The following is a 13,963-nucleotide window of genomic DNA, read 5'->3' as shown; positions in this document are numbered from 1 at the left end:
TCGGGCCGATCAGACGCGTGACGCGCTGACCTCCACACCGTGTTCGGCGGCGAGGCGGCGCAGGTCGTCGAGCTCTCCCTGCTCCACCTCCACGAGGAAGTCGTCGCCCTCGTCACGAGCCCGCGTCAGGTCGGACTCGGTCGCCCTTATGCGCTGCAGAAGTCCTGCGGTGAAAGCGTCCATGCTGCGCCCCCTCGTCCTGGGTCGTGGGTCGGTTCTCCCGCTCGCTCGCCCCGGGACGCCTCGGGTCCCGTCGGCTCGCTCGCTTGGCACGGGGGTGTGCCGTTCGGAAGGGGCGATCACATCTCTCGCAGGTGCCCAGCGCTGCCCTGCCGGGCGGCGACGGTGCCGGACACCCACGACCGCTCTGTGAAAGCGGACCGTGGAGTACCGCATGGTGCTGCGGCACATGCAGAGCGTGATCGCGGGGTGTACAGCCGTCCTCCCCAAGCTCCCTTCCGCGGAAACCTCAACCGCCGGAGAAAATCTCGCATTCCCGCTCCGTCACCCCCGTCTCTGCGGCCCGCAGCCCGTCTTACAGCCGACTTATGACCGAAAAGGGCAGGATGGAAGCCGCACCCCACGAACACCCCTGCCCGCACGCGCCCGAGGAAGCGCCGTGCGGGCGGACACAGGAAGGACAACCGACGTGCGCGTACTCGTCGTCGAGGACGAGCAGCTGCTCGCCGATGCGGTGGCCACCGGACTGCGCCGGGAGGCCATGGCCGTCGACGTCGTGTACGACGGTGCGGCCGCCCTGGAGCGCATCGGCGTCAACGACTACGACGTGGTCGTCCTCGACCGCGACCTCCCCCTCGTGCACGGCGACGACGTCTGCCGCAAGATCGTGGAGCTGGGCATGCCCACGCGCGTGCTCATGCTCACCGCCTCCGGCGACGTCAGCGACCGCGTCGAGGGCCTGGAGATCGGCGCCGACGACTACCTGCCCAAGCCCTTCGCCTTCAGCGAGCTGATCGCACGCGTGCGTGCCCTCGGCCGCCGCACCAGCGTGCCCCTGCCGCCGGTCCTGGAGCGCGCCGGCATCAAGCTCGATCCCAACCGCCGCGAGGTCTTCCGCGACGGCAAGGAGGTCCAGCTCGCGCCCAAGGAGTTCGCGGTGCTGGAGGTGCTGATGCGCAGCGAGGGCGCGGTCGTCTCGGCCGAGCAGCTGCTGGAGAAGGCCTGGGATGAGAACACCGACCCGTTCACCAACGTGGTCCGCGTGACCGTGATGACCCTGCGCCGCAAGCTCGGCGAGCCGCCGGTGATCGTCACCGTGCCCGGCTCCGGCTACCGGATCTGACCGCCATGGCCGCGACCCCCGCGCCGCCACAGGCGCCACCGAAGCCCACCTGGGACCCCCGCGGGCAGCAGCCGCCCTTCCCGTGGCTGCGCCCCACCATCCGCATACGGCTCACGCTGCTGTACGGCGGTATGTTCCTGATCGCCGGCATCCTGCTGCTGTCGATCATCTACCTGCTGGCCGCGCAGGCCATCAACACGGGCAACGAGCCGCTGTTCAAGATCGTCGACGCCAGCGGTCTGAAGGTCACCAGCAACCGCTGCCCGGGCATCGCCAACGACCTGCCGCTGTCGCAGTTCAACGACGCGATCACCCAGTGCATGGACCACCAGCGCCAGGTCGCCCTGAACAACCTGCTCAGCCGCTCCCTGCTGGCCCTGCTGGGCCTCGCCGTGATCGCCTTCGCGTTCGGCTACGCGATGGCGGGCCGGGTGCTGTCCCCGCTCGGCCGGATCACCCGCACCGCCCGCCAGGTGGCCGGCTCGGACCTGTCCCGCCGTATCGAGCTGGACGGCCCGGACGACGAGCTGAAGGAGCTGGCGGACACCTTCGACGACATGCTGGAGCGGCTCCAGCGGGCCTTCACCGCGCAGCAGCGCTTCGTCGGCAACGCCTCCCACGAGCTGCGCACCCCGCTCGCGATCAACAGGACCCTCCTGGAGGTCCACCTGTCCGATCCGAACGCCCCGGTGGAGCTGCAGCAGCTCGGCAAGACGCTGCTGGCCACCAACGAGCGCAGCGAACAACTGGTCGAGGGGCTGCTCCTGCTCGCCCGCAGCGACAACCAGATCATCGAGCGCAAACCGGTCGACCTGGCCGAGGTGGCCGCCCAGGCCGTCGACCAGGTGCACGCGGAGGCGGAGGCCAAGGGCGTGCAGATCCGCGCCGAGACCAAGCCGGCCGTGGTGCAGGGCAACGGCGTCCTGCTGGAGCGGATCGCGCTGAACCTCGTACAGAACGCGGTGCGCTACAACGCGCCGGAGGAGGGCTGGGTGGAGGTGACCACACAGGTGCAGCACGGGCAGGCGGTGCTCACCGTCTCGAACACCGGGCCGGTGGTGCCGGCGTACGAGATCGACAACCTCTTCGAGCCCTTCAGACGGCTCCGTACGGAACGCACGGGCAGCGACAAGGGCGTGGGCCTCGGCCTCTCCATCGCCCGCTCCGTCGCCCGCGCGCACGGCGGCCACATCGCTGCCCAGCCGCGAGACGGCGGCGGCCTCGTGATGCGCGTCACCCTGCCGGTATGAGACAGGGCCGACACACGCGGAGGATGTTCGCTTTGCGCGGAATTTTCCGTCCGTCTTACGAGGTTCTTGCTGTGTGATCGATCACATGGGCGGATTTCCGGCCATGCACACTCTGTGATCATGAAGTGGTACAGAAAGCCGGGAAAATGCCAGTTTTCAGGGCTCCTGATCACGGGAAGTACACGGTGAGGCGCCTTTGAGGCGCGCTATGGGAACCGTGTACGGTCCTCACCGCCATCCAAGCCGATCACTCTTGAGGGGTCGGGTTGGGTGTCGATTGAGTAACAGACCTTGATGTGAGGCAAAATCTCCGCCTCAGGTCGGGCACAAGTCCGGCCTCTCACGCGTTACGTGCGCTGGAGACACCGCAGACACCCAGAGGGGGAGAGCGACATGGCAACCGATTACGACACTCCACGCAAGACCGATGACGACGTCGACTCGGACAGTCTTGAAGAGCTGAAGGCTCGCAGGAACGACAAGGCCACCTCCTCGGTGGACGTCGACGAGTTCGAGGCCGCAGAAGGCCTCGAACTGCCCGGCGCCGACCTCTCGAACGAGGAGCTGGCCGTCCGGGTACTGCCCAAGCAGCAGGACGAGTTCACCTGCATGAGCTGCTTCCTGGTGCACCACCGCAGCCAGCTGGCCCGCGAGAAGAACGGCCAGCCGATCTGCCGCGACTGCGACTGAGGACGGGTCGGCCGTGACTGGCTCGACCCCTCCACGGAAGCGCCGCTTCCCCCTGCCGGGAGCGGACCCGGGGCCGTCCGACGGCCCCCACGGCGCGCGTGACGACGAGCGGGGCTCACCGCCTGCGGGAGCCTCGCTCGGACCGGCGGCCGGCCGGGACGACCCGCCGGCGTCGGCACCACCGCCACGCCCTGTCGCCCGGCGCAGGGCCGCGGCGATCCGGGACAGGGCCCGGGAAGGCACCCGTAAGGGCGGCAGCCGCGCCAGAGCGGGACTGTCGTACCTCACGGACCGCATCATCGAGATGGCCCCGCGTGTCCCCGTACGTGACCTCGCGGCGCTGCGCCGGCAGTTCCCCGGACTGGGGCCGGAACAGCTCGCCGACAAGCTCGTGGCGGGCGCGGCGAACGCGACGTCCACGGTCGGGGCCGGGATCGGGGCGGCGGCGATGCTGCCCGTGCCACCGGCGATGCCGACCGAACTGGCCGCGGAGATCACCGGGGTCGCCGCGATCGAGCTGAAGCTCATCGCCGAACTCCACGAGGTCTACGGCGTACGGCCGCCCGGCGGCCTCAAGGCCCGCAGCACCGCGTATCTGTCCTCCTGGTCGGGGGAGCGCGGGATCGACGTGATGAAGCCGGCGACGGTCAACGCGGCCCTCGGCGGGCAGATGAAACGCGAACTGCGTCAGCAGATCATGAAGCGGATGGTCCGCGACCTGCCCAACCTCATGCCCTTCATGGTCGGCGCGGCGGTGGGAGCGGTGATGAACCGCCGGGACACCAAGCGGGTCGCCGCCCGCATCAGAGCCGACCTGCGCAAGATCCAGGTCCCGTGGGACAGCCTCCCCGAGCTGCCACCGCTGGAGCCTCCGGCCGACCCCCTGAAACTTCCCTAGACGCTGCCCCGGGCGCCCCGCCGCACGGCCCGCGCCCGCGGCCTAGGCGCCCCGCGCCGCCTTGATCGCCGCCGCCAGCTTCTCCGGCTCCCGGGTGGACAGGTACAGGTACGGGGTCGGGTCCGCCGGGTCCGTCACCTCCACCCGCAGGGCCCCGGGGATGTAGGCGCGCAGCAGCAGGAACGCGCGCGTGTCCGCCTTGTACGTACGCCAGGCGCGGGCCTCCTCGGCGTCCAGGACCTCCGACTCGCCCAGCGCGGACACGGGGATCTTCGCCTCGCCCGCGATCAGGGAGTCGCCGACGATCCGGATGCGCGGGGAGCCGTAGGAACTGGCGACCACGGCGGCCGCGGCCGTACCGCCGACCAGACCGCCCAGCATCGGCAGTGTGCCGAAGGGGAGCAGGATCAGGGCGAACGAGACGCCCACGAGGAAGCTGATCAGCCACCAGGAGCGGGGCGCGGTGAGGCGTTCTTCGTACGGGGCCGGGGAGAGCTGCATGGAGCCAAGCTTGGCACGGTGCCCGGAAGGGACGGCAATCAGGGCGGCGAGCGCGAGGCGCCTCCAGGCGGTGCGGGTAAGGTCTGCGGCTGTGAGTGGTAGTTCCCCGGCTCTTCAGCCCCCCGCCGACGCGGTCCCACCGGTACGGCATCCCGACGCGCCCGCGCCCGGCGAGCCTCTCGGTGCCCACTACGAACACTGTTTCGGGTGTGGGCACGAGCAGCCGCACGGACTGCACCTGGAGGCCCGCGCCGGTGAGGGCGTGTCCCTCACCGCCGAGTTCACCGTCCAGGCGGCCCACCAGGGCGCCCCGGGCCTCGCGCACGGCGGTGTGCTCGCCACGGCCCTGGACGAGACCCTCGGCTCGCTGAACTGGCTGCTGCGGACCATCGCCGTCACCGGCCGGCTGGAGACCGACTTCGTACGGCCCGTCCCCGTCGGCACCACGCTGCATCTGGAGGCCGAGGTCACCGCCGTCGCCGGACGCAAGATCTACTCCCGGGCCACCGGACGCATCGGCGGCCCCGACGGGCCCGTCGCCGTCCGCGCCGAGGCCCTCTTCATCGAGGTGAAGGTCGACCACTTCATCGACCACGGCCGCCAGGAGGAGATCCGGGCCGCCATGAGCGACCCCGACCAGATCCGCCGGGCCCGCGCCTTCGAGGTGAACCCGTGAGCCCCGACCTCGACCCCCACGTCGACCCCGGCCTCGACGCCGGTCCGGGTGGCCCCGGCCGTGAGGCCCTGCGGGTGCTCATCCGCCGCGTCGACCCCGACGTACCGCTTCCGGAGTACGCGCGGCCCGGTGACGCCGGCGCCGATGTGCGCACCACCGAGGCCTGCGAACTGAAGCCGGGCGAGCGGGCCGTTCTGCCCACCGGAGTGTCCATCGCCCTCCCGGAGGGGTACGCGGCCTTCGTGCACCCGCGATCCGGTCTGGCCGCCCGCTGCGGCGTCGCTCTGGTGAATGCCCCAGGGACGGTTGATGCCGGGTACCGTGGGGAGATCAAGGTGATCGTGGTGAATCTCGACCCGCACGAGACCGTGCGGTTCGAGCGCTTCGACCGGATTGCCCAACTGGTCGTCCAGCAGGTCGAGAGGGTCCGCTTCCACGAGGTGGCGGAACTTCCCGGCTCCGCGCGGGCCGAAGGGGGCTTCGGGTCCACCGGTGGCCATGCCGCGGTGGGCGGCGAGAGCGGCACAAGCGGTCAGGCCGCCGTGGGCGGTCTGGCGGGTGGGAATCGATACGCTTCGGTCGTATCCGACCGGGAAGGACAGTGACGTGTTCGGACGTCGCAACAAGAAGGGTGCCGCCGAGGACGCGGCCGGCGAGGCCGAGCAGGTCGTCGACAGCGTCGACACCGAGGCGGACGACGAGGAGGCCGAGCGCGAGCGCGTCCGGCTGGAGCCCGAGCCGCGGCCCGACGGGCCGTGGGACAGCACCGAGGTGACGGACCCGGGCGAGGGGCGCGTGGACCTCGGCGGCCTGTTCGTGCCGGGCGTCGACGGCATGGAGCTGCGGGTGGAGGTCGCCGGCGACGCGATCGTCGCTGCGACCGTCGTGCTGCGCGACAGCGCCATCCAGCTGCAGGCGTTCGCCGCACCCAAGCGCGAGGGCATCTGGGGCGAGGTGCGCGAGGAGATCGGCTCCGGGATCACCCAGCAGGGCGGCATCATCGACGAGGTCGAGGGCCCGCTGGGCTGGGAGCTGCGCGCGCAGGTCCCGGTGCAGCTGCCGGACGGCACCGGCGGCTTCCAGGTCGTCCGGTTCGTCGGCGTGGACGGCCCGCGCTGGTTCCTGCGGGGTGTCATCTCCGGGCAGGGAGCGGTGCAGCCGCAGGCGGCCGGGCTGCTGGAGCAGATCTTCCGGGACACGGTCGTGGTGCGGGGCGAGGGGCCGATGGCTCCTCGCGACCCGATCGTGCTGAAGCTGCCGAACGACGCGCAGATGGTTCCTGAAGGGGTTCAGCAGCAGGACGAGTCCTCTCGGTTCGCCGGGGGGATGGGGCAGTTGCAGCGGGGGCCGGAGATCACGGAAGTCCGCTGACCGCTGGGGTCAGCTGTGGGACACGGGGCGTACCTCTTCGAGGTGCGGCCCGTGTCCCGTTTGCGGGGGATCGCCGTGGGGCGCCGGTGCGTTGCCGGGTGCGGGTGCGTTGTGGCTTGTCGCGCAGTTCCCCGCGCCCCTTTCGGGGCGATGGGGTGACCGGGGATACTGGCGCACCGGCGAAGGGGGAGGCGTGGTGAGTGGTGTGGTCACCGGGACCATGGTCAGGGTCGACGGGGTGCACAAGGCCTATGGGCGGGGGGCGGGGGCCGTGCATGCTCTGCGGGGGGTTTCGTTCGAGGTGCCTCGGGGGGAGCTCGTCGCGCTCAAGGGGCGCTCGGGGTCGGGGAAGACCACGCTGCTGAACATCGTCGGCGGGCTCGACGCGCCCGACCGGGGGCGGGTGGAGGTCGACGGGGAGGATCTCGCGGGGCTCGGCGAGGACGGGCTGCTGCGGCTGCGCCGGGACCGGGTCGGGTTCGTGTTCCAGTCGTTCGGGCTCATTCCGATTCTCACCGCCGCCGAGAACGTCGGCGTACCGCTGCGGCTGCGCCGGGCCGACCCCCGGGAGCGGGAGGAGCGCGTCGAGCTGCTGCTGTCCCTCGTCGGGCTGGCCGACCACACCGCCCAGCGGCCCGGGGAGCTGTCCGGCGGGCAGCAGCAGCGGGTCGCCATCGCCCGCGCCCTCGCCAACCGGCCCGCCCTGCTCATCGCCGACGAACCGACCGGCCAGCTCGACGCCGAGACCGGGCACTCCGTGATGGAACTGCTGCGGACCGTCGTGCACAGCGAACAGGTCACCGCCCTGGTCGCCACGCACGACACCACCCTGCTCGACCTGGCCGACCGGGTGCTGGAACTGCACGACGGGGAGATCACCGAGCACTGAGCCGGCGGCCGGCGGACGACGGCCCGGGGTCGTCAGGGTTGCGTCAAGGACCGCCGGCGAGCGGTTCCCCGTCCGCTTCGCCCGCTTCCGGGGACGTAGGGTCGACGCTGCGTAGGCGGCAGTCACCGGAAGACAATGGGGCCATGGCACGCGGCAGACTTCGGATCCACCTCGGGGCGGCACCGGGCGTGGGCAAGACCTACGCCATGCTGGCCGAGGCGCACCGCCGCGTCGAACGCGGGACCGACTGCGTGGTGGCTGTCGCCGAGCACCACGACCGGCCCCGTACCGAGGCGCTGCTGCCCGGCCTGGAAGTCGTGCCGCGCCGGGAACTGACGCACCAGGACGCCACCTTCGGCGAGATGGACGTCGACGCGGTGCTGCGCCGGGCCCCGGCCGTCGCCCTCGTGGACGAACTCGCCCACACCAACGTCCCCGGCTCCCGCAACGCCAAGCGCTGGCAGGACGTCGAGGAACTGCTCGCTGCCGGCATCGACGTCGTCTCCACCGTCGACATCCAGCACCTGGAGTCGCTCGGCGACATCGTGGAGTCGATCACCGGGGTACGGCAGGGGGAGACCGTGCCCGACGAGGTCGTACGGCGGGCCGACGACGTCGAACTGGTCGACATGTCGCCCCAGGCGCTGCGCCGCCGCATGGCCCACGGCAACATCTACCAGCCGGACCGGGTCGACGCCGCCCTGTCCAACTACTTCCGGCCCGGCAACCTCACCGCCCTGCGCGAGCTGGCGCTTCTGTGGGTGGCCGACCGGGTCGACGAGTACCTGAACGAGTACCGCAGCGAGCACCGGGTCTCGAAGATATGGGGCTCCCGGGAGCGGATCGTCGTCGGCCTGACCGGCGGCCCCGAGGGAGGCACCCTCATCCGGCGGGCCGCGCGGCTCGCCGAGAAGGGCGCCGGCGGCGAGGTGCTCGCCGTCTACATCTCGCGCAGCGACGGCCTGACCGCCGCCTCACCCAAGCAACTGGCCGTCCAGCGGACCCTGGTGGAGGATCTCGGCGGCACCTTCCACCACGTCGTCGGCGACGACATACCCGCCGCCCTCCTCGACTTCGCGCGCGGCGTCAACGCCACCCAGATCGTGCTCGGCTCCTCGCGCCGCAAGACCTGGCAGTACGTCTTCGGACCGGGCGTCGGCGCCACGGTCGCCCGGGACTCCGGACCCGACCTCGATGTGCACATCGTCACCCACGAGGAGGTCGCCAAGGGCCGCGGGCTGCCCGTCGCCCGGGGTGCGCGGCTCGGCCGGGCCCGGATCGTCTGGGGCTGGGGAACCGGGCTGGCCGGACCGGCCCTGTTCGCGGTGCTGCTGAACACCGTGGACCTCGGCCTCGCCAACGACATGCTGCTGTTCCTGGCCGTGACCGTCGCCGCGGCTTTGCTCGGCGGGCTCCTCCCGGCGCTGGCGTCGGCCGCCTTCGGCTCGCTCCTGCTGAACTACTTCTACACGCCGCCGCTGCACCGCTGGACGATCGCCGACCCGAAGAACATCGTCGCCATCTCGATCTTCGTCGGCGTCGGCGTGTCCGTCGCCTCCGTGGTGGACCTGGCGGCCCGGCGCACCCACCAGGCGGCCCGGCTGCGCGCCGAGTCGGAGATCCTCTCCTTCCTCGCCGGGAACGTGCTGCGCGGCGAGACCAGCCTGGAGGAACTGCTGGAGCGGGTCCGGGAGACCTTCGCCATGGAGTCGGCCGCCCTGCTGGAACGGGCGAGCGACGTCGAGCCGTGGACCTGCGCGGGCCGCGCCGGACTCGGGCCGCCGCTGCGGCGCCCGGAGGAAGCCGACGTCGACATGCCGGTCGGCGACCACCTGGCGCTCGCCCTGACCGGCCGGGTGCTGCCCGCCGAGGACCGCCGGGTGCTGGCCGCGTTCGCCGCCCAGGCCGCCGTCGCCCTGGACCGCCGGCGCCTCCAGGAGGAGGCCGACCGGGCTCGCGCGCTCGCCGAGGGCAACCGGATCCGTACGGCGCTGCTGGCCGCCGTCAGCCACGATCTGCGCACCCCGCTGGCCGGCATCAAGGCCGCCGTCTCCTCGCTGCGGTCCGACGACGTGGACTGGTCGGAGGAGGACCGGGCGGAGCTGCTGGAGGGCATCGAGGACGGCGCCGACCGGCTCGATCACCTCGTGGGCAACCTGCTCGACATGTCGCGGCTGCAGACCGGCACCGTCACGCCGCTGATCCGCGAGATCGACGTCGACGAGGTGGTGCCGATGGCCCTGGGGGGCGTACCGGAGGGCAGCGTGGAGCTGGACGTGCCCGAGACGCTTCCGATGGTCGCCGTCGACCCCGGGCTGCTGGAGCGGTCGGTGGCCAACCTGGTGGAGAACGCCGTCAAGTACAGCCCGCGGGAGCGGCCCGTCCTGGTCGCAGCCAGCGCCATGGCCGACCGCGTCGAGGTACGGGTCGTGGACCGGGGGCCGGGCGTGCCGGACGTGGCCAAGGACCGCATCTTCGAGCCCTTCCAGCGGTACGGGGACGCTCCGCGCGGCGCCGGCGTCGGACTGGGCCTCGCCGTCGCCCGGGGCTTCGCCGAGGCGATGGGCGGCACACTGAACGCCGAGGACACGCCGGGCGGCGGACTCACCATGGTCCTCAGCCTCCGGGCGGCGGGATCACGGCAGCACGTCACCGAGGAACAGGACGTCACCGAGGAACAGGACGTCACCGTGGAACAAGACGTCACCGTGGAACAAGAGAGGCAGACCCTATGACCCGCGTCCTCGTGGTCGACGACGAGCCGCAGATCGTGCGCGCCCTCGTGATCAACCTCAAGGCACGCAAGTACGACGTCGACGCGGCGTCGGACGGACGGACCGCCCTCGAACTCGCCGCCTCGCGCCACCCCGACGTGGTCGTCCTCGACCTCGGCCTGCCCGACCTGGACGGCGTCGAGGTGATCAGGTCACTGCGCGGCTGGACCCGGGTGCCGATCCTGGTGCTGTCGGCCCGGCACTCCTCCGACGAGAAGGTCCAGGCGCTGGACGCGGGCGCCGACGACTACGTCACCAAGCCCTTCGGCATGGACGAACTGCTGGCCCGGCTGCGCGCCGCGGTCCGCCGGGCCGAGCCGGCCGGGCCGGGCGAGGACGACGTGACGGTCGTGGAGACGGCGGGCTTCACCGTCGACCTGGCCGCGAAGAAGGTCAACCGCGCCGGCAAGGACCTCCGGCTCACTCCGACCGAGTGGCACCTGCTGGAGGTGCTGGTCCGCAACACCGGCAGGCTGGTCGGCCAGAAACAGCTCCTCCAGGAGGTCTGGGGCCCGTCCTACGGCACGGAGACCAACTACCTGCGCGTGTACATGGCCCAGCTGCGCCGCAAGCTGGAGGCCGACCCGTCCCACCCGAAGCACTTCATCACCGAGCCGGGGATGGGGTACCGGTTCGAGAAGTAGGGCGGGCATGTGAGCAGGGGCGCGTGAGCTGGTTACGGTCGTGTCCGTGGGCCCCGGTACGCTTCTTGTATGGGTGCTGTTCCTCGTTCCGAAAAGCCGGCCGGCCGGTTCCGGCGCATGCTCGACCGGCTCTCCTCGTCGCAGGAGGACCTGGAGTCGGAGGAGCTGCGCGAGGACGCCGAGACGGCGGGCTGCGTCAAGATCGGTGACTGCCGGGACCGGCAGATCGTCACCGTAACTGGTACCTTGCGCACGGTCACTCTGCGGCCGCGTGCCGGGGTGCCGGCCCTGGAGGCCGAGCTGTTCGACGGCTCCGCCGCACTGGACGTGGTGTGGCTCGGCAGGCGTTCCATCGTGGGCATAGAACCGGGGCGCAAGCTGATCGCATCGGGCCGGATCTCCATGAGCCGGGGCCGCCGGGTGCTGTTCAACCCCAAGTACGAACTGCGACCCCTCGGACGGGAGTAGCCGGTGACGTCACTCGACAAGCCGACCGAAGACACCGAAGAGACCCAGCCCGACGATGCCCGGGCGGTGACCGAGGCCGCGCTGTTCGAGGCGTTCGGCGGGGTCCGCGGCATGGTCGAGACGGTCGTGCCAGGCCTCCTGTTCGTCGCGATCTTCACGATCGACAAGAACCTGCACGTGTCGGCGATCGCCGCGTTGATCGTGTCCCTGGTGATGGTCGCCGTCCGGCTGGTCCGCCGGGACACCGTCAAGCACGCCTTCAGTGGCGTCTTCGGCGTGGCCTTCGGTGTCGTCTTCGCGATGATCACCGGCAATGCCAAGAACTTCTACCTGCCGGGCATGCTCTACACCCTGGGCCTGGCGCTGGCGTACATCGTCAGCGCCGTGGCCGGTGTTCCCCTGCTGGGGCTGATGCTCGGCCCGGTCTTCAAGGAGAACCTGTCCTGGCGGACCCGCAACCCCGGGCGCAAGGCGGCCTACACGAAGGCCAGCTGGGCCTGGGGCCTGATCCTGCTTGCCAAGAGCGCGATCCTCTTCCCGCTCTACTGGTGGGCCGACACCACCCAGCTCGGCTGGGTGCTGGTCGCCCTGAAGATCCCGCCGTTCCTGCTGGCCGTCTGGCTGACCTGGATCTTCCTGGCGAAGGCGCCCGCGCCGATCGACGTGTTCGCGGAGATGGAGGCGGAGGAGGCCGCGGAGGAGGCCGCGGAGGCCGCCGCTCCGGCTTCGGCTCCGGGTGAGGCTGGCGGCCGGCACCGTAAGTGAAGGCCGGCAAGTGAAAGGGCGCCCCGGTTGTCCGGGGCGCCCTTCCTCGTCGTACCGTCGGATGTCAGGCCTCGTCGTCCCGTCGCACCGACAGCAGTTCCTCCAGCTGCTCCTCGCGGGCCTGCGCGGCCACGAAGAGGAGTTCGTCGCCCGGTTCCAGGGAGTCCTCCTTGGACGGGGTCAGCACCCGGGTGCCCCGGATGATCGTGACCAGCGAGGTGTCCTCCGGCCAGCGCACCTCGCCGACCTGGGTGCCCGCCAGCGCCGACTCCTCGGGCAGGGTCAGCTCGACCAGGTTGGCGTCGCCGTGGCTGAAGCGCAGCAGCCGGACCAGGTCGCCGACGCTCACCGCCTCCTCGACCAGGGCGGACATCAGACGCGGGGTGGACACGGCCACGTCCACGCCCCAGGACTCGTTGAACAGCCACTCGTTCTTGGGGTTGTTCACCCGGGCGACGACGCGCGGAACGCCGTACTCCGTCTTGGCGAGAAGCGAGACCACCAGGTTGACCTTGTCGTCGCCGGTCGCGGCGATCACGACGTTGCAGCGCTGCAGCGCCGCCTCGTCCAGGGACGTGATCTCACAGGCGTCGGCCAGCAGCCACTCCGCCTGCGGCACCCGCTCCACCGAGATGGCGGTCGGGGCCTTGTCGACGAGCAGGACCTCGTGGCCGTTCTCCAGCAGTTCGCCCGCGATCGAACGGCCGACGGCGCCGGCTCCGGCAATGGCGACCCTCATCAGTGACCGCCCTCCTCTTCCGGGCCCTGGGCGAACGCCGCCTCGACCTTCTCGACGTCGTCCGTCCGCATCATCACGTGCACGAGGTCGCCCTCCTGCAGCACCGTCTGCGACGTGGGCAGGATCGCCTCGCCGAGCCGGGTCAGGAACGCCACCCGCACGCCCGTCTCGTCCTGCAGCTTGCTGATCTTGTGTCCGACCCAGTTCGCGGCGGCGTGCACCTCGGCGAGCTGCACCCCGCCCGTCGGGTCGCGCCACAGCGGCTCCGCGCCCGAGGGCAGCAGCCGGCGCAGCATCTGGTCGGCGGTCCAGCGCACCGTGGCCACGGTGGGAATGCCCAGGCGCTGGTAGACCTCGGCGCGGCGCGGGTCGTAGATCCGGGCGGCCACGTTCTCCACGCCGAACATCTCGCGGGCCACGCGCGCGGAGATGATGTTGGAGTTGTCACCGCTGGAGACGGCGGCGAACGCGCCCGCCTCCTCGATGCCCGCCTCACGCAGCGTGTCCTGGTCGAAGCCGACACCGGTGACCCGGCGGCCGCCGAAGCCCGGTCCCAGCCGGCGGAAGGCGGTGGGGTCCTGGTCGATCACGGCGACCGTGTGTCCCTGTTGCTCCAGGGTCTGGGCAAGAGCGGAACCCACTCTTCCGCAGCCCATGATGACGATGTGCACGACCGTCCTTCCGGTGTCCATAAGAGACTGGCGTCCATAGGAGACTGCTCAGCCTCAGGGTCTCAGACCGATGCCCAAAGCTACACACGGGCACTTCGGGGTGGGCACCCCGGTGCGGCGGTTCGCCGGCCCCGTCGGCGCGTGATGCTGCGCACGCTGCACAGGGTCAGGATTCCGAGGCCGGCGAGGGCCAGGAGGGCCCCGATCAGCTCTGCGGTCGGCGGCATGGGACCTCCGGAGGGCGAGGACAGGCGGTCTTTGCCATCTAGACACGTACCGCGGCCCCACCACGGAAACCGCAGGTCCGGACGGTCCGGATTTCAC

16 protein-coding genes are annotated in these 13,963 nt (G+C 71.2%); 12 read left to right on the top strand and 4 right to left on the bottom strand.

Features of this window, described 5'->3' with window-relative positions:
- Window positions 1-9 precede the first annotated feature (9 nt).
- Window positions 10-183 (bottom strand): hypothetical protein, encoded by a 174-nt coding sequence (locus DBP14_RS35955; protein ID WP_164992265.1) that lies wholly within the window; start codon window positions 181-183, stop codon window positions 10-12.
- Window positions 184-649: 466 nt separating this feature from the next.
- On the opposite strand from DBP14_RS35955, the gene DBP14_RS06750 reads away from it, so the two are divergent.
- From DBP14_RS06750 to DBP14_RS06735, 4 genes are all read left to right on the top strand, one after another.
- Entirely contained in the window at window positions 650-1,303 is a 654-nt protein-coding gene (locus tag DBP14_RS06750; RefSeq protein ID WP_003993508.1) for a response regulator transcription factor, read from the top strand.
- 5 nt (window positions 1,304-1,308) lie between these two features.
- Complete coding sequence (locus DBP14_RS06745; RefSeq protein WP_129306119.1) at window positions 1,309-2,553, top strand: HAMP domain-containing sensor histidine kinase; 1,245 nt, start codon at window positions 1,309-1,311, stop codon at window positions 2,551-2,553.
- Window positions 2,554-2,946: 393 nt separating this feature from the next.
- Window positions 2,947-3,243, top strand: coding sequence for a DUF4193 domain-containing protein (locus tag DBP14_RS06740; RefSeq protein WP_129306118.1), 297 nt, complete (start codon window positions 2,947-2,949; stop codon window positions 3,241-3,243).
- Window positions 3,244-3,256: 13 nt separating this feature from the next.
- On the top strand, window positions 3,257-4,141 hold the full coding sequence (locus DBP14_RS06735) for a hypothetical protein (protein ID WP_129306117.1): 885 nt from the start codon (window positions 3,257-3,259) through the stop codon (window positions 4,139-4,141).
- A 42-nt stretch (window positions 4,142-4,183) separates the two neighbouring features.
- On the opposite strand, the gene DBP14_RS06730 is transcribed toward DBP14_RS06735, so the two are convergent.
- The gene (locus DBP14_RS06730; protein WP_129306116.1) at window positions 4,184-4,642 is read right to left on the bottom strand and encodes a DUF3093 domain-containing protein; all 459 of its coding nucleotides are present in this window, start codon (window positions 4,640-4,642) and stop codon (window positions 4,184-4,186) included.
- 91 nt (window positions 4,643-4,733) lie between these two features.
- On the opposite strand from DBP14_RS06730, the gene DBP14_RS06725 reads away from it, so the two are divergent.
- The 8 genes from DBP14_RS06725 to DBP14_RS06690 all read left to right on the top strand — a co-directional run bounded on the left by DBP14_RS06725 (window position 4,734) and on the right by DBP14_RS06690 (window position 12,229).
- The gene (locus DBP14_RS06725) at window positions 4,734-5,318 is read left to right on the top strand and encodes a PaaI family thioesterase (RefSeq protein WP_129306115.1); all 585 of its coding nucleotides are present in this window, start codon (window positions 4,734-4,736) and stop codon (window positions 5,316-5,318) included.
- 68 nt (window positions 5,319-5,386) lie between these two features.
- Complete coding sequence (gene dut, locus DBP14_RS06720) at window positions 5,387-5,923, top strand: dUTP diphosphatase (RefSeq protein WP_129311728.1); 537 nt, start codon at window positions 5,387-5,389, stop codon at window positions 5,921-5,923.
- A gap of 1 nt (window position 5,924) precedes the next feature.
- Window positions 5,925-6,689, top strand: coding sequence for a DUF3710 domain-containing protein (locus DBP14_RS06715; RefSeq protein WP_129306114.1), 765 nt, complete (start codon window positions 5,925-5,927; stop codon window positions 6,687-6,689).
- Window positions 6,690-6,885: 196 nt separating this feature from the next.
- Window positions 6,886-7,578 carry an ABC transporter ATP-binding protein gene (locus tag DBP14_RS06710; protein WP_129306113.1) on the top strand — a complete coding sequence of 231 codons (693 nt, stop codon included), beginning with the start codon at window positions 6,886-6,888 and terminating at the stop codon, window positions 7,576-7,578.
- Between the two features lie 143 nt (window positions 7,579-7,721).
- On the top strand, window positions 7,722-10,313 hold the full coding sequence (locus DBP14_RS06705; RefSeq protein ID WP_241740834.1) for an ATP-binding protein: 2,592 nt from the start codon (window positions 7,722-7,724) through the stop codon (window positions 10,311-10,313).
- Window positions 10,310-10,996, top strand: coding sequence for a response regulator (locus tag DBP14_RS06700; RefSeq protein WP_129306112.1), 687 nt, complete (start codon window positions 10,310-10,312; stop codon window positions 10,994-10,996). Before DBP14_RS06705 ends, DBP14_RS06700 begins: the two co-directional genes overlap by 4 nt.
- Window positions 10,997-11,065: 69 nt before the next feature.
- Window positions 11,066-11,464: an OB-fold nucleic acid binding domain-containing protein gene (locus DBP14_RS06695; protein ID WP_129306111.1), complete on the top strand. Its 399-nt coding sequence runs from the start codon at window positions 11,066-11,068 to the stop codon at window positions 11,462-11,464.
- A gap of 3 nt (window positions 11,465-11,467) precedes the next feature.
- Window positions 11,468-12,229 carry a DUF3159 domain-containing protein gene (locus tag DBP14_RS06690; RefSeq protein WP_129306110.1) on the top strand — a complete coding sequence of 254 codons (762 nt, stop codon included), beginning with the start codon at window positions 11,468-11,470 and terminating at the stop codon, window positions 12,227-12,229.
- A 64-nt stretch (window positions 12,230-12,293) separates the two neighbouring features.
- Here DBP14_RS06690 and DBP14_RS06685 read toward each other — a convergent pair whose 3' ends face one another.
- Entirely contained in the window at window positions 12,294-12,968 is a 675-nt protein-coding gene (locus tag DBP14_RS06685) for a TrkA family potassium uptake protein (RefSeq protein WP_129306109.1), read from the bottom strand.
- Entirely contained in the window at window positions 12,968-13,639 is a 672-nt protein-coding gene (locus DBP14_RS06680) for a TrkA family potassium uptake protein (protein WP_129311727.1), read from the bottom strand. Before DBP14_RS06680 ends, DBP14_RS06685 begins: the two co-directional genes overlap by 1 nt.
- Between the last annotated feature and the right edge of the window lie 324 nt (window positions 13,640-13,963).

Origin of the sequence: Streptomyces sp. L2, assembly GCF_004124325.1 — a bacterium.
In the GTDB taxonomy this organism is placed as follows: Bacteria; Actinomycetota; Actinomycetes; order Streptomycetales; family Streptomycetaceae; genus Streptomyces.
The sequence above is the reverse complement of the archived record's forward strand: the minus strand, read 5'-3'. Positions and strand labels throughout refer to the sequence as shown.